Annotated in this window: 17 protein-coding genes; 5 read left to right on the top strand and 12 right to left on the bottom strand. The window is 60.1% G+C overall.

Translation table 11 applies throughout. From position 1 onward, the window contains the following. Positions 1–7: 7 nt before the first annotated feature. The 10 genes from boxC to ACXYMO_RS06900 all read right to left on the bottom strand — a co-directional run bounded on the left by boxC (position 8) and on the right by ACXYMO_RS06900 (position 11085). Complete coding sequence (gene boxC, locus ACXYMO_RS06945) at positions 8–1669, bottom strand: 2,3-epoxybenzoyl-CoA dihydrolase (protein WP_458877966.1); 1662 nt, start codon at positions 1667–1669, stop codon at positions 8–10. A 160-nt stretch (positions 1670–1829) separates the two neighbouring features. Next, complete coding sequence (locus ACXYMO_RS06940; RefSeq protein WP_458877965.1) at positions 1830–2294, bottom strand: DUF309 domain-containing protein; 465 nt, start codon at positions 2292–2294, stop codon at positions 1830–1832. After that, positions 2281–3108 (bottom strand): alpha/beta fold hydrolase, encoded by an 828-nt coding sequence (locus ACXYMO_RS06935; protein ID WP_458877964.1) that lies wholly within the window; start codon positions 3106–3108, stop codon positions 2281–2283. The genes ACXYMO_RS06940 and ACXYMO_RS06935 overlap by 14 nt, the downstream gene beginning before the upstream one ends. Continuing rightward, positions 3108–4646, bottom strand: coding sequence for a benzoate-CoA ligase family protein (locus ACXYMO_RS06930; RefSeq protein WP_458877963.1), 1539 nt, complete (start codon positions 4644–4646; stop codon positions 3108–3110). The genes ACXYMO_RS06935 and ACXYMO_RS06930 overlap by 1 nt, the downstream gene beginning before the upstream one ends. 329 nt (positions 4647–4975) lie before the next feature. Next, positions 4976–6292, bottom strand: a complete 1317-nt coding sequence (locus tag ACXYMO_RS06925) for a TRAP transporter large permease (RefSeq protein ID WP_458877962.1) — start codon at positions 6290–6292, stop codon at positions 4976–4978. Beyond that, positions 6289–6873 carry a TRAP transporter small permease gene (locus tag ACXYMO_RS06920; RefSeq protein ID WP_458877961.1) on the bottom strand — a complete coding sequence of 195 codons (585 nt, stop codon included), beginning with the start codon at positions 6871–6873 and terminating at the stop codon, positions 6289–6291. The genes ACXYMO_RS06925 and ACXYMO_RS06920 overlap by 4 nt, the downstream gene beginning before the upstream one ends. Before the next feature lie 76 nt (positions 6874–6949). Beyond that, entirely contained in the window at positions 6950–7996 is a 1047-nt protein-coding gene (locus tag ACXYMO_RS06915) for a TRAP transporter substrate-binding protein (RefSeq protein WP_458877960.1), read from the bottom strand. A 133-nt stretch (positions 7997–8129) separates the two neighbouring features. After that, positions 8130–9347, bottom strand: a complete 1218-nt coding sequence (locus tag ACXYMO_RS06910) for a 3-hydroxybenzoate 6-monooxygenase (protein ID WP_458877959.1) — start codon at positions 9345–9347, stop codon at positions 8130–8132. A gap of 5 nt (positions 9348–9352) precedes the next feature. Continuing rightward, positions 9353–10051 (bottom strand): fumarylacetoacetate hydrolase family protein, encoded by a 699-nt coding sequence (locus tag ACXYMO_RS06905; protein WP_458877958.1) that lies wholly within the window; start codon positions 10049–10051, stop codon positions 9353–9355. Then, the gene (locus ACXYMO_RS06900) at positions 10048–11085 is read right to left on the bottom strand and encodes a cupin domain-containing protein (RefSeq protein WP_458877957.1); all 1038 of its coding nucleotides are present in this window, start codon (positions 11083–11085) and stop codon (positions 10048–10050) included. The genes ACXYMO_RS06905 and ACXYMO_RS06900 overlap by 4 nt, the downstream gene beginning before the upstream one ends. Between ACXYMO_RS06900 and ACXYMO_RS06895 the strand changes: the two genes are divergently transcribed. The 3 genes from ACXYMO_RS06895 to ACXYMO_RS06885 all read left to right on the top strand — a co-directional run bounded on the left by ACXYMO_RS06895 (position 10975) and on the right by ACXYMO_RS06885 (position 15867). Beyond that, positions 10975–13023: a type I secretion system permease/ATPase gene (locus tag ACXYMO_RS06895; RefSeq protein WP_458877956.1), complete on the top strand. Its 2049-nt coding sequence runs from the start codon at positions 10975–10977 to the stop codon at positions 13021–13023. The two genes, ACXYMO_RS06900 and ACXYMO_RS06895, sit on opposite strands and share 111 nt — an antisense overlap. Positions 13024–13034: 11 nt before the next feature. Next, positions 13035–14336 (top strand): HlyD family type I secretion periplasmic adaptor subunit, encoded by a 1302-nt coding sequence (locus ACXYMO_RS06890; RefSeq protein ID WP_458877955.1) that lies wholly within the window; start codon positions 13035–13037, stop codon positions 14334–14336. Positions 14337–14505: 169 nt separating this feature from the next. After that, the gene (locus ACXYMO_RS06885) at positions 14506–15867 is read left to right on the top strand and encodes an efflux transporter outer membrane subunit (protein WP_458877954.1); all 1362 of its coding nucleotides are present in this window, start codon (positions 14506–14508) and stop codon (positions 15865–15867) included. A 21-nt stretch (positions 15868–15888) separates the two neighbouring features. Here the strand turns inward: ACXYMO_RS06885 and ACXYMO_RS06880 are convergent, their stop codons facing one another. Further along, positions 15889–17283, bottom strand: a complete 1395-nt coding sequence (locus ACXYMO_RS06880; RefSeq protein ID WP_458877953.1) for a hypothetical protein — start codon at positions 17281–17283, stop codon at positions 15889–15891. A 20-nt stretch (positions 17284–17303) separates the two neighbouring features. Further along, entirely contained in the window at positions 17304–17861 is a 558-nt protein-coding gene (locus tag ACXYMO_RS06875; RefSeq protein WP_458877952.1) for a polysaccharide biosynthesis/export family protein, read from the bottom strand. A 348-nt stretch (positions 17862–18209) separates the two neighbouring features. On the opposite strand from ACXYMO_RS06875, the gene ACXYMO_RS06870 reads away from it, so the two are divergent. Both ACXYMO_RS06870 and ACXYMO_RS06865 read left to right on the top strand, forming a co-directional pair. After that, positions 18210–18509, top strand: coding sequence for a hypothetical protein (locus ACXYMO_RS06870; RefSeq protein ID WP_458877951.1), 300 nt, complete (start codon positions 18210–18212; stop codon positions 18507–18509). A 72-nt stretch (positions 18510–18581) separates the two neighbouring features. After that, positions 18582–18833 (top strand): hypothetical protein, encoded by a 252-nt coding sequence (locus ACXYMO_RS06865; RefSeq protein ID WP_458877950.1) that lies wholly within the window; start codon positions 18582–18584, stop codon positions 18831–18833. Positions 18834–18891: the final 58 nt, after the last annotated feature.

The following is an 18891-nucleotide window of genomic DNA, read 5'->3' as shown; positions in this document are numbered from 1 at the left end:
TGTGGGGTTACACACGTTCCATATTGTATTCACCGCGGTGGCCGCTGCCATAGCGCTGCAGCGCACCGTTTTCGCCAACCGCATTGGGGCGCTGAAAAATCCAGTTCTGCCAAGCGGTCAGACGCCCGAAAATCCGGGTCTCCATCGTTTCCGGTCCGGCAAACCGCAGGTTCGCCTCCATGCCGGTCATCGCATCGGGCGAGAAGCTGGCGCGCTCTTCCATGAAGATTCGCACTTCGTCTTCCCAATCGATGTCATCCAGAATGTAGGTCACCAGACCCAGTTCGTCTGCAGCATCCGCCTCAAGCGATTCGCCAATTTTGGACTTCAGCACATCGACCTGTTCGGGCTCGCCCAGGAAACGGGTCTGCAGACGGGTCAGATCATTGCCCATCTGGTAGTTGCCAAAGTTCGACTCGGACAGGGTGATCGTTGCCATCGGGCGGTTGTCGCCATCGAATTCATCCAGCATCATATAAGACCGGTCAACGGCCCACAGCAACTCGGCCAGGAAACCGGTATAGCAGGACCCGTGTTCAACCAGCGCCACAAGGCTGCGCGAGGTCATATCGACCCGCTTGAGAACGCGTTTCCAGTATTTCAGAACCTCGTTGGCCAGCCAGTGATCGGCATTTTTCAGCAACAGGTCTTCGTGTGCCTGCACCAGTTCCGGATCGCCTTGGGTTGAAAACACGACGAGGCCCAGTTTACGCTCGTTCAGGCGCAAATGCAGGATGGCATCGTCCAACTCACGCGCAAGGCGTAGCATATAGGCATCCGACCCTTGCGCCTGCATCTCGTCCATGCTGGCCGGGGCGTCGCCATCGGGGCCTTTCAGCGTGATGGTCGCCTTGCCGGCCTCGCGATCCAGTGCGACCTCGACCAGCGAATAGGTGACCGACCCGTCATCCGAGAATTTGCGATCCAGCGGCTTCAGCTCGATGCCCGTCAGGCCCGATGCCTTGGGCGACGCGGCCGCGAATTCGCGGGCACGTTCAACGACAACTTCGTCAAATCTGGAATTCGGAACAACCTCGTCAACGAGGCGCCAGTCCTTGGCGCGCTGGCCTTTGACGCCCTCTTCGATCGAACAGAACACGTCGGCCCGGTCGCGGCGCACCTTGCGCTTGTCGGTGACGCGGGTCAGACCGCCCGTGCCAGGCAGAACCGCCAGCAGCGGAACCTCGGGCAGGGCGACCGACGACGTGCTGTCGTTGGTCAGCATGATATAATTGCATGCTAGGGCGAGTTCATACCCGCCACCTGCGCAGGCCCCTTTGACCGCGCAAATGTATTTCTGGCCCGAGTCTTCCTCGGCCGCCTCGAACGTGTTGCGGGTTTCATTGGTGAACTTACAGAAGTTCACCTTGTGCGCGTGGCTTGCCCCGCCCAGCATCCGGATGTTGGCCCCGGCGCAGAACACCTTGTCCTTACCTGACTGCATGACAACGACCTTGACCTCGGGGTGCTCGAACCGCATCCGCTGAATGACGTCGGCCAGTTCGATATCGACCCCCAGATCGTAGGAGTTCAACTTCAACTCGTAGCCGTCAAACAATCCGGCCGTCTCATCAACGTCCATGAACAGGTTGGCGACCTCGCCGTCATATTCTACGCGCCAGTGACGGTATTTCGAAGGGTCCGTTTGAAAATCGATGACCTTGGACATGTGATGACTCCAGAAAGGATGTATTCGAATTGCACTTTAATGCCTGAGGTCGCACAGGTAAACCCCGGTGTGCATAATAATGCCAATTTTTAATGGTTATAAATCAGTGTTTTAGAATAAATAGGCGCAAACAGGCGGTACACGTTTTGCATTATAATGCCTATTCACCTGTTTCTGGCCCGTCGAGATTCGCAAACCTGCGCAGATTTTCCAGCATATCCCGAACATCGCACAAGGCCAGCCCCATCACCTGATCGACCGCCCCGCAGGAGTCCAGGTGCTGCTCGGCCATGTCACACAGGCGCAGAACGGCGCGCGGCCGCCCCATCTTGGATTTCAACGCGGCATTGGCCGTCTGAATGACCCCTTGCACAAACTGGCGCTCTACCGAATTCGGCGGCGCCTGCATCCAGACTGGTTCAAGGGCTTCGTGCGCCTCCCAGAAATACCCGTTTTGCAGCAGGGCGCATCCGGCGCGCCACGCACGTGTCCGTGCCAGCGCCGCGACATCCATACCGGGCTCAACACTGTCATGCAGCGCGGCAAAGGCCCCCTCGGGATGGCGCGCGGTCAGTCCCGGCACATAGGCATGCGCCGGAAAGCTGAAGTCATCAGGCGATTTCAACCTTGGCGGCCTCGATCCGCTCAAGACGGGCGGTAAATTCGGCGATCGCCTCAAGAACCTGCTCCGGCTGCTCAAGGTGCGGGGCGTGCTTGCAGTCGTCCAGAACCAACATATCGACCGGCGCATAGGAGCGTGTTTCGATTTCGTCCACCTGCGCCAGCGTTCCGTATTGGTCGTCCCGCCCCTGGATCGCCAGAACCGGAATACGCAGATAATCGATCACGTCCGACACGTTCCAATTCTCGAACGCGGGGTCCAGCCAGACGCCGTTCCAGCCGCGAAAGGCATTGTCGGGGTTCCGGTGATACTTTGCCATCCGGTCTTTCAGATCACCGTTTTCATATGCCTCGCGCGCCTCGGCAATCGCAGCCAACCCGCCCGGTTCGGTGAAGAAATGCGGCGCCATCAGGATCAGGCCGCGCACGCGGTGATCAAGAACGCTGCCGGCATAGATCGCGGAAATCGTCGCGCCGTCGCTGTGCCCGAGAAGGATACCGTGCCGGAACCCCATCTGATCCAGAATTTTCGGCAGGACATCCATCGCCTCGCGGGTCATGAAGTCCAGCGGTTTGGGCAAATCCGCCGGGTCGGACTGACCATAGCCGAGACGCGAATAGACAAACACGCCCATTCCCGTCGCCTCGGCCACGCGATTGGGGAAATCGCGCCACAATGCGGTACAGCCCAAACCTTCGTGCAGCATCACGATTGTCGGGGCCTGATCGGGCGCAGGCCCGTAGCAGACATATTCCAACCTCGCCCCGTCCACCATCAAAGGTGTGCTGGGGGTTTCCGACCATTCAAGATGTGCCATTAGGACTCACTCCGCAATTTGAACCGCTGGATCTTGCCGGTAGCCGTTTTCGGCAGGTCCGGCACGAATTCGATCCAGCGGGGGTATTTCCATTTGCCGACCCGGTCCTTGACGAAATCCTTGAGATCGGCGGACAGGTCGCCCATGTTCTGATCTTTCAGGACGATATAAGCCTTTGGCTTTTCCAGACCTTCCTCATCCCGGACGGCCACCACGGCCGCCTCAAGAACGGCGGGATGGCTGATCAGGGCCTGTTCCACCTCGAAGGGTGACACCCAGATACCCGAGACCTTGAACATGTCATCGGTGCGCCCGCAATAGACGAACCGCCCGTCTTCGGTCTTTTCGTATTTGTCGCCTGTTCGGGTCCACTCCCCCTCAAACGTCGTGCGGCTCTTGTCGCGCTGGTTCCAATACCCGTCCGCGGCGGACGCGCCCCGGACCAGCAACTCGCCAATCCCACCGGGTCCGACATCATTGCCGTCCTCATCGACCAGCCGCACCTGATATCCGGGCACGGCGGTACCGGACGTGCCATACACGACGTCACCCGGCGTATTGGACAGGAAAATATGCAGCATTTCGGTCGACCCGACTCCGTCCAGAATGTCCACGTCCCAGATCTCACGCCATTTGCGGCCAATCTCTTCAGGCAACGCCTCACCTGCGGAAATACATCTGCGCAGGGATGCGTCCGGTTTGCCCACCTTTTCCAGATGTGCCACTGTTGCCGCGTAAAGCGTTGGCACACCGCAGAAAATGCTGGGCTGTTCGTTTCCAATGATATCCACAGCCACATCCGGTGTCGGACGGCCGTTAAACAGGACCGCCGTTGCCCCGACCGACATCGGAAAGGTCATGCCATTGCCCAACCCATAGGCAAAGAACAGCTTGGCCGCAGAGTAGACCACATCCGACGGTTCGATCTGCAAAACCTGCGCACCATAGGTGTCCGAGGTCGCCTTCAGGCTGGCATGCACATGGCGCACGCCCTTGGGCTGCCCGGTCGAACCCGAGGAATAGAGCCAGAACGCTGTTTCGTCGGGTGAGGTTTCGATCGCCTCAATCGGGGTGCTGTCGGCCATGAAATCGTCGAATGTGCGTGTGCCGTCGGGCCCCTCGCCGCCAATCACCACGATCTGGCGCAGATGGCGCGCGGAGTGCACCGCCGGCTCGATCGTGTCCCACAGTTCAGCCGACACAAACAGGCAGGTCGCACGGCTGTCGTTCAGAATGACCTCGTATACAGGTGCGGCCAGCAAGGTGTTCAGCGGGATCGGCACGACCCCTGCTTTGAGACACCCCCAGAAGATCGGCGGGAATTCCAGCTGATCCAGAACCAGCATCGCGGCACGCTCTTCGCGGTTGATCCCGGCCCGGCCCAGCGCATCGGCCACCCGGCCCGATTCTGTCGCCAGTTCGCCGTAGGACATGGCGCGCTTGCCGCCCGCCGCTTCGCGAAAGGCCACATGATCGCCCCGTCCCTCCTGAACGTGGCGATCCACGAAATAGACAGCCGCGTTTCCCGACTCTGCCATTGATAATTCCTCCCTACCCGGCGCCGTCACATCATCAAGTCCCGACGCACGGAAAACAACGCCGCACGTGGCAATATGACTCGCCTTGGCGGTATAATGCATCTTTTGCATTTTTATGCAACATATTGCTCATTCGATTTCCGGCGATCAGAAAGCCAATTCGGGACGATTCCAAATCAAGGAGCCCGACCGCGCAATATTTTGCCGGATGGGCCTGTCCCTCGCACTGCCGTCGGGGCGGTCAATCAGGTCGATGCAAATCGGCCCTGATGTCCGCCGAGACAGACACCAGACAGGCACAGCCCGAAGATGACCGCGCGATTGCGCGATCACCCAGGGATCAGGAACAACGTGATCGCCGGAAAGGCCACAAGCAGGATGACCCGCAAAATATCGGTGCCCACAAAGAACATCACGGCCTTGTAGGTCTCGATCATCGGGGTCGTGCGATCCATCGCGTTGATGATGAACAGGTTCATCCCCACCGGTGGCGTGATCAATCCGACCTCGACCACGATCAGGACCAGGATGCCGAACCAGATCGCCACCTGTTCGGGGCTCATCCCGAAATCCAGCACGCTGATCACCGGGAAAAAGATCGGTATCGTCAGCAGGATCATCGACAGGCTGTCCATCAGGCAACCGAAGATCAGGTAGAACACCAGAATGAGCGAGAGAACCATCAACGGGCTGAAGCCCTGGCTGACCACAAAGTTCGACAATTCCTGCGGCACCTGCGTCAGCGCCAGGAACCCGTTATAGAACCCGGCCCCCAGAACAATGAAAAAGATCATCGCGGTCGAGCGCGCCGTGACCATGAAGCTTTCCATCAGCGTGGACCAATTCAACCCGCGGTTCAGAAACGCAATCAGCCCGGTACCCGCCGCCCCGACAGCCGCCCCTTCGGTCGGTGTGAACCAGCCGCGATAGATACCACCGACGACAAGACCAAAGACCAGAAGAACCGGCCAGACCCGCACAAGGGCTGCAAACCGTTCGGACATCGGCACCGGAGGACGCGTCCCGGCGGATTCGGGATAAAGGCGCACATAGACCGAAATCGCGATGACATAGCCCAGCGCAGCCAGAACACCGGGAATGAAGGCCGCCAGAAACAGCTTGGCAATGTTCTGTTCGGTCAGGATGGCATAGATCACCAGAACCACCGAGGGTGGGATCAGGATGCCCAATGTGCCACCTGCCGCAAGTGTCGCGGTCGAGAACCCACCTTCATAGCCATAGCGCTTCAGCTCGGGCAGGGCCACGCGGCCCATGGTGGCGGCTGTTGCAAGTGAACTGCCGCAAATGGCACCGAACCCGGCACAGGCCCCGATAGCGGCCATCGCGACACCGCCCTTGCGGTGCCCCAGGAACCCCTCGGCGGCCTTGAACAGCGCCGTGCTCATCCCGCCAAGCGTTGCGAAATGCCCCATCAGCAGGAACATCGGAACGATGGTCAGCGAATAGCTGGAAAACGTCGTGTAGGTTTCATTCTTGAGCCGCGAAAACGCGACGTTAGTGCCGTCGGTGACAATAACCAGCCCCACGAGACCGACAAGGAACATGGCCAGTCCGATCGGGACCCGCAGAAAGATAAGAACCATCAGCGCCGGGAATGACGCAATACCAATTTCAAGCGCGCTCATTGGCCCTGCTCCACCCCGTCCCAAATGATGATGCGGCCGGTCAGGAATTCATAGACCCGCACGGCCGCGACATAGACACCGACCACCGCCGAGATGACCGCGCCAAACAGGCTGGCCGCATAGGCCCACCATATCTGGAATTGCAAAAGAAAACTGGTTTCGCCGTACCGCATCTTGCTTTGCATGCCATCGAACAGGCGCCATGCAATCAGGATCAGAACGGCGGCAAACACGATTTCAATCACCATGCGCAGAAACCTGTTCACACCGCGCGGCATCATGTTTGCAAAAATATCGACCGACGCATGACCTGCCGTGATCTGGCACAGCGGGATAAAGGCGAAGATGGCAAAGGCGACCCCGGCTTCGACCAGTTCGAAATCACCCGTGACGGGCCCGATGCCGATGCCGATTGCCCAATCGGCAAATCCGGGCGCGACGCTTTGCATGAATGCGCCGTGGAACAGCCCGTTCAAAAGGCGACCCGCGATCGAGATGCAGGTCAAGACGATCAACGCTGTCAGGACAATTCCGCCCAGGACCGCCATGAAACGCGACAGTCCCATCATAAAGTTTTTCATTCTGGTCCCCGCCCGTCTCGATAAAACAAGGGCCGCAACGTTGGTTCCGTTGCGGCCCGTTCAGGTTTTTATCGGTTTATTTGCTGTATTTTTCAATCAGCATCCGGGCTTCGTCGATCAGAGCCTGACCATCGATACCCTTGGCGTTCATGTCAGCAACCCATTCGTCATAGATCGGCTGCGATGCGGCCTTCCAGACGGCTGTCTGCTCGGCATCCAGCGTGATGATGTTGTTACCCAGATCAACAGCCTTCTGACGCGCGGGACCGTCGGAATCTTCCTGTGTACCACCGGCAAAGACCGAGAATTCCAGGCCCGAGTTGTCGTCGATGACCTTTTTCAGGTCGTCGGGCAGGCTTTCGTACTTGTCCTTGTTCATCGCCAGAACGAAGGTCAGAACATAAAGCGCGTTACCGGTGAATTCGGTGTGGTTCTTGACCAGTTCCGGAACCTTCAGCGCGGCTGTCACTTCCCACGGGATGGTGGTACCGTCGATCACACCTTTGGACAGGCCTTCCGACACGGCCGGGACCGGCATGCCAACCGGCGTTGCACCCAGCTTGGTCAGCAGCGAGTTGACCGAGCGCGAACCGCCGCGGATTTTCAGGCCCTGCATGTCTTCGGGTGTGGAAACCGGCTTGTTCGTATGGATCAGACCAGGGCCGTGAACCCATGTGCCCAGGATGTGCACATCCTTGAACTCGGTGTCCTTCATGTGCTTTTCGAACATTTCCCAATAGGCGCGGCTGGCCGCGCGGGCATTGGTCATCATGAAGGGCAGTTCGAACACTTCGGTGCTCGGGAAACGGCCCGGTGTGTACCCGACCACGGTCCAGACAACGTCGGCAACGCCGTCAATGGCCTGGTCCATCAGCTCTGGCGGCTTGCCGCCCAGTTGCATCGACGGGTAACGCTCAACCTTGATGCGTCCGCCAGAATCTTTTTCTACGTTGTCGGCCCAGACATCCAGAACCAGCTTAGGCACGTTGGCCTGTGCCGGCAGGAATTGATGCAGCTTCAGCGTAACTTCCTGCGCCATTGCCGATGTCGCAGTGAACCCTGTGGCCAGCGCGGCCATGGCCACCCCCCCAACAAAGCCCAGAAGCGTTCTCCGATTGGTCATATTATCCTCCCATTATACCAATTTGGCATTATATTGCCACATGTGGTTTATATTGCAACCTCATTTCGACGTGTTGCTAACGCGACACGTGACACGCGATCCATTGATTCTGCAAGATGGTTATAGTTTGTAACTATTTTGTGCGTACCCGCGTCTCGGCGGAAACCGCTCCTTCCAGACCCGTGCTGCCATACAGCCAATCGATCTGGCTGTACCAGTCCTCGGGCGACCGCGCGCTCATCACTGCGTTGCGCAGTTCCGCATGGGCGCCAGCCGGATGATACACGTGCTGGCCGATTTCGCGCGATTGCAACTGGACCCGCGCGGTCCGCAGGCGGCGATTGTCCTGATAGGTCGTCAGCGTGGAGTCGATATCCTCACCCGCCTCGGCCATCAGGGATGACAGGCACACGGCATCCTCCATCGCCATGCAGGCGCCCTGCGCGAAATACTGAAGCATCGGATGCGCCGCATCGCCCAGCAGGGCCACACGCCCGTCCGTCCAGTTCAGAACCGGATCGCGGTCGCACAGGACCCACAGTTTCCAGTCCTTGCCCTTGTCGATGATCTGCTTGGCAACCGGGCTGACGTGTTCGAACCCCTTGCGCACCTCATCATGGCTCACCGGTTTTCCGGCCACTGGTTCGGGCGCGTCGTTGTGATAGGTCACAACCAGATTGAACATTTTCCAGCCCTTCAGCGGGTAATGCACAATATGGCATTTTGGTCCCGCCCACAGGGTCGCCGCGTTCCAGCGCAGGTCCTCGGGCATATCCTCGGTCGGGATCACCGAGCGATAGGTAGTATGCCCCGACACGCGCGGCGCACCGTCGTTCAGCATCTGCTTGCGCACATTGGACCAAAGCCCATCTGCCCCGATCAGCGCCCGGCCCGTCACACGAGTTCCATCTGACAGGATCGCAGTGACGCTGCTGCCATCCTGGTCATAGGACTCGACCCCACTGTTGGTCCGCAGATCCACCAACGGGTGATCCCGACAGGCCTTGAGGAACACGCCATGCAGATCGCCGCGATGCACAACCGCATAGGGGTTGCCCATCCGCGCACGGAATGCGTCATCCAGCGGGATGCGGGTAATCTCATCGCCGCTGATCGCATCCATCAGGCGCAGGTTGTCGATGTATACGGCCATGTCGCGCGCCGCATCGCCGACCCCAAGATAATCGAACGCGTGAAAGGCGTTTGGCCCCAGCTGAATACCGGCACCGATTTCACCCAGCTCGGCCGCCTTTTCCAGAACCAGAACCGGCAGGCCTTTCTGGGCAAGGCCGATGGCGGCGGCCAACCCGCCGATACCACCGCCCGCGATAAGGATCGGAGCTTGGGACATCACCGTTACTCCGGGTCCGAAAGGGTCAGGGCGATCGGGTCCAGACCGTCGATGCCGCCCGTGATCTTGTCGCCGGCGACAACCGGTCCGACCCCGGCAGGCGTGCCGGTCATAATCAGATCCCCGGGGCGCAGGTGATAGAACTTGGACAGATCGACGATGATTTCATCCAGCTTCCAGATCAATTCGTCCAGGGTTGCGTCCTGGCGCACCTCGCCATTCACCTCGAGGTGAATGCGCTGATTGCCGATCTCATCCATGCCAGCCGCCTTGGTCAGCGGCGCCAGTACGGCAGAGTTTTCGACGTCCTTGCCCAGATCCCAGGGACGCTGTTTTTCACGCGATGCGATTTGCAGGTCGCGCCGTGTCATGTCGAGCCCGCAGCCGAAGGCATACATCGCCTCGCGCGCCTGTTCGGACGTGGCCCGGAACACAGGCTTGCCGATGGCCATGACCAGTTCCATCTCGTAATGAAAATTCGCCGTGCCCGGAGGATAGGGAACCGTGGCACCGGTCAGCACTGCGTTGGCAGGCGATTTCGTGAAATAGAACGGCGCCTCGCGGTCCACTTCGAACCCCATTTCGGCGGCATGGGCGGCATAGTTGCGCCCGACGCAAAAGATGCGCCCGATGGGGTATTCCGCGCTCTCGCCGTTAACCGGCACGGTCACGGGTTTGGGCAGGTCGAACAACAGATCGGTCATTTGCTACGTTCCTCGTAATATCCAAGTTTGTCCTGAAGCGGGCGGTCGTGGATACGAACCAGAAACGCCTCGGTGTCTGCGTGATGCGCGATGTCGGCAAAGACCGGCGCGCTGAATGTGTCCTTGGGGCCCCAGGTGATTTCCTGACCGTTGATCACGGTCCGGCCCGTCCCCTTGACCACGTGGAACGCGGCCGAGGTCGAGCGCAGCGGCGGTTCATCGGATTGCCCGGCGGCTAGCATCATGGCGGTAAAGCCCATGGTCGGCAGTACGTCTTGCCCGGTTTCGGGGTTGATATAGTCAAGTTCGGCAACGCCATCATCGCCGTATTTCGCCATTTCGCGCAGCGCCTTTTCGGTGCGCACCCACGGGTAACGCATCATTGGGTAACGGCGCGGCGCGGCACCGATGCGCCGCGTCGGGGCCAGCCCCGCGGCAAGATATTCGACCATGCTGGCATCAGGACGGTTTCGCTGGGCCTGCAATTCAGCCTCTTCCGCGTAGGACCCCTCCAGATAGACGAACAGCGGCAAATCCAGCGCGTCCAGCCAGATCACCGGTTCGCTGCCTTCGTGGCCGTGGTCATGCCATTCGCCACCCGGGGTCAGCACCAGATCGCCATCCTTCATCGGGAGCTTTTCACCATCGACCACGGTAAACCCGCCGCGCCCTTCGACGATGATACGCGCGGCGGACGGGGTATGCCGGTGCGCCGGGGCGGTTTCGCCCGGCAGCAGCAGCTGCATGCCCAGATAGATCGAAGAGGTCGCCTGCATCGCGCCGGTTCCGCGTCCGGGATCGGACAGAACCAGCACCCGGCGCTCGGCTTTTTCGACGGGGGTCAACTCACCCGCACGCAACAACAATGGCCGCAGCTTGCTGAACGCCCAATGCCCCGAACGCGTGACCGGGTTGGGTGCGCCATGCGGCAGCACGTTGCGCATCATCGGCCACAGCGGCGCGACACCGGCCTTGGCCATCTCATCGCGATACTCCTGCGGCAATTCCTCAAGGGTTCCCAGTTGCTCCGACATCTTACTCCTCCCACGACTCGGCTCATAAATAAGAAGCACACTTACTATATGCATACAAGGTATTTCTTCCGACCCTGCGCACTGTATGCAATTTCAGTGAAATTACGCCGACCGGCCCGCCGGACTTTACAGATTGTTTCCACTTGGCCCAGTAATGCTGTTATCAAGACAAAAAAACAGGCGCAGAAAAGTGAACGTCACTCGATGACAAGTTCAAATCCGACCGGACCACAGGAATTACAGGCGGCGCGGCGAAAGGGCGCTTGGCTGCTCTTCTGGGCATTCATCTTTTCGATCTTCGTCAACATCCTGATGCTGACGGGCCCCTTGTACATGCTGCAGGTCTATGACCGGGTCCTGTCGTCGCGGTCGGTGGAAACGCTGGTGGCCCTGTCGATGCTGGTCACGGGGCTGTTCTTTCTGATGGGCGTTCTGGATTATGCCCGCGGACGGCTGATGGCCCGCGTGGGTGCCCGGTTTCAGACGGCGCTGGACGGCCGCCTGTTCGATGCCACACTGCGCCGGTCGACCCGGCCGCATGAACAGGCCAAATCAGCCGCGGCGATGCAGGATCTGGACGTGATCCATCGGTTCATCGCCTCCCCCGTACTGCTGGCTCTGTTCGACATGCCCTGGGTGCCGGTGTTCATCGTGGCGATTTTCCTGTTCCACCCGATGCTGGGTTGGCTGGCGGTTACCGGCGGTCTGGCCATCATCGCACTGGCCCTGGGCAATCAGTTTCTGACCTCCAAAAGCGTTCGCGAGGCGCAAAGCGCCGAACAGGAGGCACGCGTCTTTGGCGAAATGGCCCGTGCCGGCAGCGAGGTGGCGCTGACCCAGGGACTGCGCGCCAACATGCAACGCCGCTTTGCGCGCTTGCGGACCGCCGCAATGCGCCAGACGCTGCGATCTGTCGATGGCAGCGGAACCTTTGCCTCGGCGACCAAGACATTCCGGATGTTCCTGCAATCCGCCATGCTGGGCGCGGGCGCCTATTTCGTTATTCAGGGGGAAATGACCCCCGGTTCGATGATTGCCGGGTCGGTTCTGTTGGGCCGGGGACTGGCACCCATCGAACAGGCCATGGGCAGTTGGTCCCTGTTGCAGCGGGCGCGCTATGGCTGGAAGTCACTGGGCCGGTATCTAGCCGAAGTGCCCGCCGAACCCGTCCGGATGGAACTGCCCCGGCCCGATCCGGCCCTGCGGGTCAAAAGCCTGACCGTCGTCGCCCCCGGCAACAGCCGCCCGACCCTGACGGCGGTCAATTTCGCAATTGAACCGGGCGAGGCCCTCGGCGTGATCGGACGCAGCGGCTCCGGCAAATCCACCATGGCGCGCGCGCTGGCCGGGTACTGGCGGATCAGCGCCGGCGAAGTGCGCCTTGGCGGTGCCACGCTGGACCAATATGACCCCGACCGGCTGGGTCAGCACATTGGGTACTTGCCGCAAATGGTCACCCTGTTTCCCGGCACGGTCGCGGAAAACATCGCGCGCATGGACCTGTCCCCCGACAGCAACGCCGTGGTGCAAGCCGCCAAACGATGCAACGCCCATGACATGATCATGTCGCTGCCCAAAGGCTATGACACCTATCTGGACGGAAATGAAAACATGTTGTCCGGCGGTCAGCGCCAGCGCGTCGCGCTTGCCCGTGCGCTTTATGGCGACCCTGTTCTGCTGATCCTGGATGAACCCAATTCGATGCTCGACGCCGATGGCTCCGAAGCGCTGAATCAGACCGTTCGCGACTTCAAGGCGTCGGGCAAATCGGCGATCATCATGACGCATCGCCCCGCTGCGATTGCGGAATGTGACCGGTTGCTGGTTCTGGAAAACGGCGTGGTCACCGCTTTGGGCCCGCGCGATGAGGTCATGGCCCGGATGGTCAAGAATGTCGAACCGGTCCGCGCCTCGCTTCAGAGAAAGGCTGCGTTTTGACGGTTGCGCAGATGGACCCGACGCCGGAATGGACCGGCAATGTGCCCCTTTATGCCGGGATCACCGCGCTGATTGCGCTGGTGGCCGGCTTGGGCCTGTGGAGCATTCTGGCCGAAATTTCCGGTGCGGTCGTGGCCTCGGGGATGGTTCAGGTCGAATCCAACCGCCAGGTGGTCCAACATCCCGAAGGCGGGGTTGTCGGGGCCATCGAGGTCGAAAAAAGCCAGTCCGTCAAGAAAGGCGATGTGCTGATCCGCCTGGACGGGCGGCGCATCCGGTCAGAACTGGCGATCACCGAAAGCCAGCTGCACGAAATCGCCACCCGCAAGACACGCCTGATGGCGGAACGCGACGGGGCCGAAGCGCTGCGGTTTGATCAGGAACTGATCCTGCACGCCCGCAGAAACCCCGAAAGCGCCCAGATCGTCGCCGGGGAAATGGTTCTGTTCAATGCCCGCCGCGCCGCCCTGTTTCAGGAGGTGACGCTGCTGGAGGAACAGAACAGCCAGATCGAAAACCGGATCGAAGGGATCACCGCGCAGATGGACGCGATCCAATTGCAGCGCGATCTGGTGGAAAAGGAACTGAGCTATCAGCAGCAGCTGCTGGCCGAACAGTTGACCCAAGCGTCACTGGTTAACGAATTGATGCGCAACGAGGCCGACCTGCAAGGCCGCGCCGGTCAGCTGGAAGCGGAGATCGCCGAATTGCGGGGCAAGATCGCGGGCAACAACATCGCCATCCTGCAACTGCAGACCCGCCGCCGAGAAGAGGCCGTTACCACGCTGCGCGACCTGCAATTCCGCGAGATCGAGCTGAATGAACGCCGGATCGACTTGCGCGAAACCCTGTCGCGGCTAGACGTGCGCGCACCGGTCGACGGCATTGTTTACGACCTTCAGGTCTTTGCCATTCAGTCGGTGGTCCAACCCGCCGAACCGCTGATGTACATCATTCCGCAGGATCAGCCGCTGATCGTGTCCGCCCGGATCGAGGCGATCAACGTCGACGAGGTCTATGTCGGGCAAGAGGCGGTTTTGATCCTTCCGGCCTTTGATCAGCGCGAGGTGCCTGAACTGCGCGGTCGGATTTCCAGCATTTCGGCGGACGTGATCACCGACGAGATCACCGGCGCTGGCTATTACGAAGCCGAGATTATTCTGGACCCCGGCGAGTTGGACAAATTGCAGGGGGAAACCCTGGTGCCGGGCATGCCGGTCGAGGCGTTCCTGCAGACCGGGAACAGGACCCCCCTGACCTATCTGATCGCGCCGTTCACCAGCTTTTTCAACAAATCCTTCCGCGAAAACTGACCGCTGACGGTGGCGCAGGCGCGCAACAGCGCTCGACAAATCTGCAACGAAACCAACAATTCTGGCAAAAAACGCAATAGTTTGATAGGTTGTGGCCAACGGGGTCCGAGCGTCAAGCGTGCCAAGCGCAGCCAGAAACCCCACCGAGGCAGTAAAAGAGCAGAGTCACATGCGTCCAATTCTGGCGATCTCGCTTGGGGTCATTCTTTCGGCCTGCGCCGGTCAGGCGCCGGTGACGCGTGACCTGACCATCAACCTGCCTGACCGCTATTCCCGCATTGCGCCGATCACCCGCCCCAAGACTGCGGATCTGGAATGGTGGCGCCACTTTGGCGATCCGGTTCTGAACCGGCTGATCGCACAGGGACTGACCGGCAACCTCAGCATCGCCGATGCCCGCGCCCGGCTGAGCGAGGCCGAAGCGGACGCACGCCTCGCGCGCGGCGGGATCATTACGGGCGATGGTGAAGTCGACATCAATGGACGCCGCAATCAGCCCAACACCCGCGACGTGCGTCTGAGTGCCGAAATCAATCTGGCCGGACGCGACCAGCATCGCACCCGCGCCGCGCTGGAACGGCTTGAGGCGGCACGCCTGGGAACGGACGAGGCCCGCCGCCTTGTGCTCACCGAAATTGCCGTGACCTATCTGACCCTGCGGTTTCAGCAGCAAAACCTGCGCATCCGCCAGTTGGACCTCGCATCGCGCCGACGCACCGTGACGGATGTGGACAAACAACTGAAGGCCGGGGCTGCGACGCGCCTGGACCAGTTGCGCACGACGTCGCTGGCCGCGGAAACGCAGGTGGAAATCCCCCAGATCGAAACCGAGATCCTGCGCCAGCGCAACCGGATGGCGACATTGCTGGGCCTGCCCGCCGGCACCTTGCCGGTTGATCTGAATTACCAGGGCCGTCAGCCCCTGCCCGATCGGGTCGCCGAAATTGGTGTTCCGGCCGACCTGTTGCGCGCGCGCCCTGATATCCGCCGCGCCGAACGGCTTTATGCCGCGGCGATCTCGGACATGGATGCGGCCCGCGCCGCGCGCTATCCAAGCCTGAAACTGAGCGGATTGCTGACCGCCCCGATCGGTGGCGGTGCAAGTTCGTCCAGCCTCCTTGGCGGGCTTGCCCTGCCCGTTTTCAACCAACCCGCACTGGCGGCCGAGGTCGACGCAGCACAGTCCCGCGTGAACCAGGCCTATCTGCAATGGCGGCTGGCCGTGCTGCAGGCGGTGGAAGAGGTCGAAACCGCGCAAACCGCCCTGCGCACCGCGCTGTCCGCGCGCAGCGCCGCGCGCGAGGTGGTGACATTGAACGAAGAAGCCCTGGAACTGTCGCGCAGGTTGCTGAACAGTCAGGGCAATATCACTGTTCTGGATGTGCTTGACCGGGAACGCGCGCTGTCGACATCGCGGTCGGTTCTGGCCAGCGCGACGTTGCGCGTGGCGACCGGATATGTCGATCTGCGCTCGGCTTTGGGACAGGGTCATGCCCTGTCGGACGAAACCACGGCCGACCCCGACAGCTGACCCCCGGGGCTGGCCCCGCGATCAGTTCACGAAGTCGAAATTCCGGCCGAACCCAAAGAAAACCGAGGTTGAATCGGCCTTGCCCACGGTGTCTTCGTCGCGGAAGCGGTAATCGACACCGGCGCTGAAACTCCAGTCGCTGGTCAGCTCGCGTTCGTAGCCGACAACCAGATCGCCCCGGTCCACCGCGTTGGTCAGCGTACCTGCCTCGCTCTGGTAGAGCGACACATCAACCGTCAGGTTTGCAACCTCGCTCAGTTCCTGGCGGAAGCCGCCGATGACCGAAGTGGTAAAGCGTTCATCGTCATTGGCGTCAAACTGAATTCCACGATCCAATTTCAGCGAGAACTGGCTTCGCGCCAGCTGGTAATTCCAATCAAGGCCACCAATCACCCGCGAACTGGAGCTGTTGGATTTGCTGACACCAATGTTGGCGGACAGCGATCCCAGCGGAAAGTCGATGGCGCGCGTCACCCGGAACGTGGAAAGCTGACCGTTCTGCGTCTGCGTTACGTCCAGCGCGGCATTCAGCGTCCCGTTGGGAAGGTCGGTTGAATAGGCCATGCGCCCGCTCACACCCGAAATCGTGGTGAGGACGCCGCCTTCGGTCGAATCGACCTGCGTGCGCCCGATTCGGAACGCAAAGGTCGAGCGGGGGGAAATCGCGCGGTCGAAACCGACCTGAACACTTTCGGTGGTGCGGTCGGTGCTCAGAACATTATCCGCGTCGAACTGGGTATAGTTCAGATCGATGATACCCTGCGTCACCGGGTTCAGGCGAAAAATAGTCGAAACGCCCGCCGTGGTGCGGTCATAATCGGCCAGGTTCGCGTCGGTCTGATCAATATAGCGCGCTCCGTTCGCCGCGGCGCTAAAGACGAACCCGATGGGCGCATTGCGCCCGGTTTCCAGACCCGCGTTCAACGAATACGCGCGGCGTTTGCCCGACCCGGTCAACGAAGAGAAATCTCGCGGGGCCGCGATCAGCCCGTCGTTGTCGAGAAAGGTGAACAAAGGCCCGGTCTGGGAAATATCGAGTTCACGGTAATCGGCGTCAAAAGACAAAATCGAATCCGCGTTTTCACGCGAATACCGCAGCCCGATCGACGGATCGGTGAACCCGGTGTCGATGGCGTTGCCCGAAGCCACACTGCCAAAGCGCAGCGCGCCGCCCACGACAAAGCCAAAACTTTGCGTGCGGGTGGTGCTTTCCAACCCATAGGACAGGCGCGTGGTCGCCAGGGATGTGGTCCCCTCTTCGGGAACCTCCAGCCCAAGATTCGATCCTGTCGAGAAGTTTTGCTCAATCCGAATGCGATGACGCAGACCGCCTTCGTCGTCCTGCGCCAGTACCGGACTTAGCGCACCCGCAACGCCACCCGCGAAAGCGACGCCAACGATCAGCCCCTTTTTCAAACCTGCCCCCTTGCTCGGTACTACTCGAACAGTTTGCGCTGCGGCACGATGATCACGTCACCCTGTTTGAGGACGGTCGTGCCTATACTGGATTTGCCTGCCAGAATGTCTTCGTAATTCACGCGGTATAGTTTTTCAGCGCCGTTGCTGTCCGTACGGCGCAGTTGTACGCGCTTGGTTGCCGCAAAACGCGAGAAGCCGCCAACCGCCGCAAGCGCCTGGAGCACTGTTGTATTGCGTTTCAGTTCAATGGCGCCCGGCGTGGCCACCTCGCCCAAGACATAGATAGTCATGTTGCTGGGTGCGGCGGCGCGCGAGGATTGCGGACGCGGCTCTGCCAATTGCGAAAGCGACACGAAAACAGTCGGGTCCGACGCGAAATTCGGGCGCAGCTTTTCGACCAGATCGGCGCGCACGTCATCAACGCTGCGTCCGCCGACGACAATCGTTCCCACCAGAGGCACCGAAACGCGACCGTCGGGCAGAACCAGTGTTTCACGGTTGATCGTGGAGTCTTCCAGAACTTCGATCCGCAGGACATCGCCCGACTTGATCCGATAACTGTCCTGCGCAGACACTGCTGTTGCAGCAAGAGGAACAAAAAGAAGGGTGGCCAAAAAAGCTAGTAGGAATTTCATTTCGGGCTCTCTTTGAATTGGACGGTGTTGCCCCGTTGAATTGACTATCTTCTTCTAGCCTATTTCGAAAGAGATTTCACCCATTTCAGCGGCTTAGCCGATCCGGTCCGCATTGCGTGCCGATCCTGCAACAGATGCCACAAGGTTTGGCACCGGCGGGTTTCCGCCATAGGTTGAGCGATTTTTCGTGAAATAAGGCTCATTCTTGCCACATTCAGTCGCAACCATGTGACCTAGTCGCCAAAAACGCGTAAACCAACGAAGCAAACCAACGAGGACATGCAAGCGATGATTGTTGCGCTCATTCTGATGGGATCCGTCGCAGGGATATTCACTGGAATTACCGCCTTCATCTTGGGCAGCAGTCTTTTGACGGCCTTTTTCCTGTATTCCGCAGTGGGTGTTTCCACCGTTGTTGCAGGCATGTTGGCGGTTTGCGTGACCACGCGCCTGCGCGAACGTTCCAGTGAACGGATGATGCGCCCTGACCTGTCTCACACGGAATGTGCCCCCGAACGCGCCGAGGCATTCGTTCGGGCCACAGCCGGCTCAAATCGGACATCGCGGCTTGATCCGGCCCGGCAATAATTTGGTTCTCTGCCATTATTTCATCAAATTTGAGCGTTAACTGATAGTTAGCTGAACAATCAGAGAAGCTGAATGTTAGATAACAGGTCATTTCGCGAACCGGCGACAGAGTCGCCTGCCCCCAACACTGAAAAAGGGACGCGTGCGGCGCTGTTCCATCTGTGGCGCGGCGAAAGCCAGGACCCGCAACTGTCAGAACACCAGATGCCGACCGCCGCCGATGACGGTGAAATGCAAATGACTGCGCCGCTCGGCTCCGAGCCGTACAGCACCACCACCAGCGAAGACGTGTTCCAGTCCGACAGCTTTGAATTCTGGGACTGAACGATCAAAATCGCGGCACGGAACTGCGCGGATCGGGTTTGCCTGTTAATTTCAACGT

The organism is Arenibacterium sp. CAU 1754 (assembly GCF_054482635.1).
The sequence above is the reverse complement of the archived record's forward strand: the minus strand, read 5'-3'. Positions and strand labels throughout refer to the sequence as shown.

Coding starts and splice junctions, on each gene's coding strand:
- boxC (WP_458877966.1), bottom strand. CDS start 1,669: ATGTCCAAGGTCATCGATTTTCAAACGGACCCTTCGAAATACCGTCAC.
- ACXYMO_RS06935 (WP_458877964.1), bottom strand. CDS start 3,108: ATGGCACATCTTGAATGGTCGGAAACCCCCAGCACACCTTTGATGGTG.
- ACXYMO_RS06930 (WP_458877963.1), bottom strand. CDS start 4,646: ATGGCAGAGTCGGGAAACGCGGCTGTCTATTTCGTGGATCGCCACGTT.
- ACXYMO_RS06925 (WP_458877962.1), bottom strand. CDS start 6,292: ATGAGCGCGCTTGAAATTGGTATTGCGTCATTCCCGGCGCTGATGGTT.
- ACXYMO_RS06920 (WP_458877961.1), bottom strand. CDS start 6,873: ATGAAAAACTTTATGATGGGACTGTCGCGTTTCATGGCGGTCCTGGGC.
- ACXYMO_RS06915 (WP_458877960.1), bottom strand. CDS start 7,996: ATGACCAATCGGAGAACGCTTCTGGGCTTTGTTGGGGGGGTGGCCATG.
- ACXYMO_RS06910 (WP_458877959.1), bottom strand. CDS start 9,347: ATGTCCCAAGCTCCGATCCTTATCGCGGGCGGTGGTATCGGCGGGTTG.
- ACXYMO_RS06905 (WP_458877958.1), bottom strand. CDS start 10,051: ATGACCGATCTGTTGTTCGACCTGCCCAAACCCGTGACCGTGCCGGTT.
- ACXYMO_RS06895 (WP_458877956.1), top strand. CDS start 10,975: ATGCGGCAGCACGTTGCGCATCATCGGCCACAGCGGCGCGACACCGGC.
- ACXYMO_RS06900 (WP_458877957.1), bottom strand. CDS start 11,085: ATGTCGGAGCAACTGGGAACCCTTGAGGAATTGCCGCAGGAGTATCGC.
- ACXYMO_RS06890 (WP_458877955.1), top strand. CDS start 13,035: ATGGACCCGACGCCGGAATGGACCGGCAATGTGCCCCTTTATGCCGGG.
- ACXYMO_RS06885 (WP_458877954.1), top strand. CDS start 14,506: ATGCGTCCAATTCTGGCGATCTCGCTTGGGGTCATTCTTTCGGCCTGC.
- ACXYMO_RS06870 (WP_458877951.1), top strand. CDS start 18,210: ATGATTGTTGCGCTCATTCTGATGGGATCCGTCGCAGGGATATTCACT.
- ACXYMO_RS06865 (WP_458877950.1), top strand. CDS start 18,582: ATGTTAGATAACAGGTCATTTCGCGAACCGGCGACAGAGTCGCCTGCC.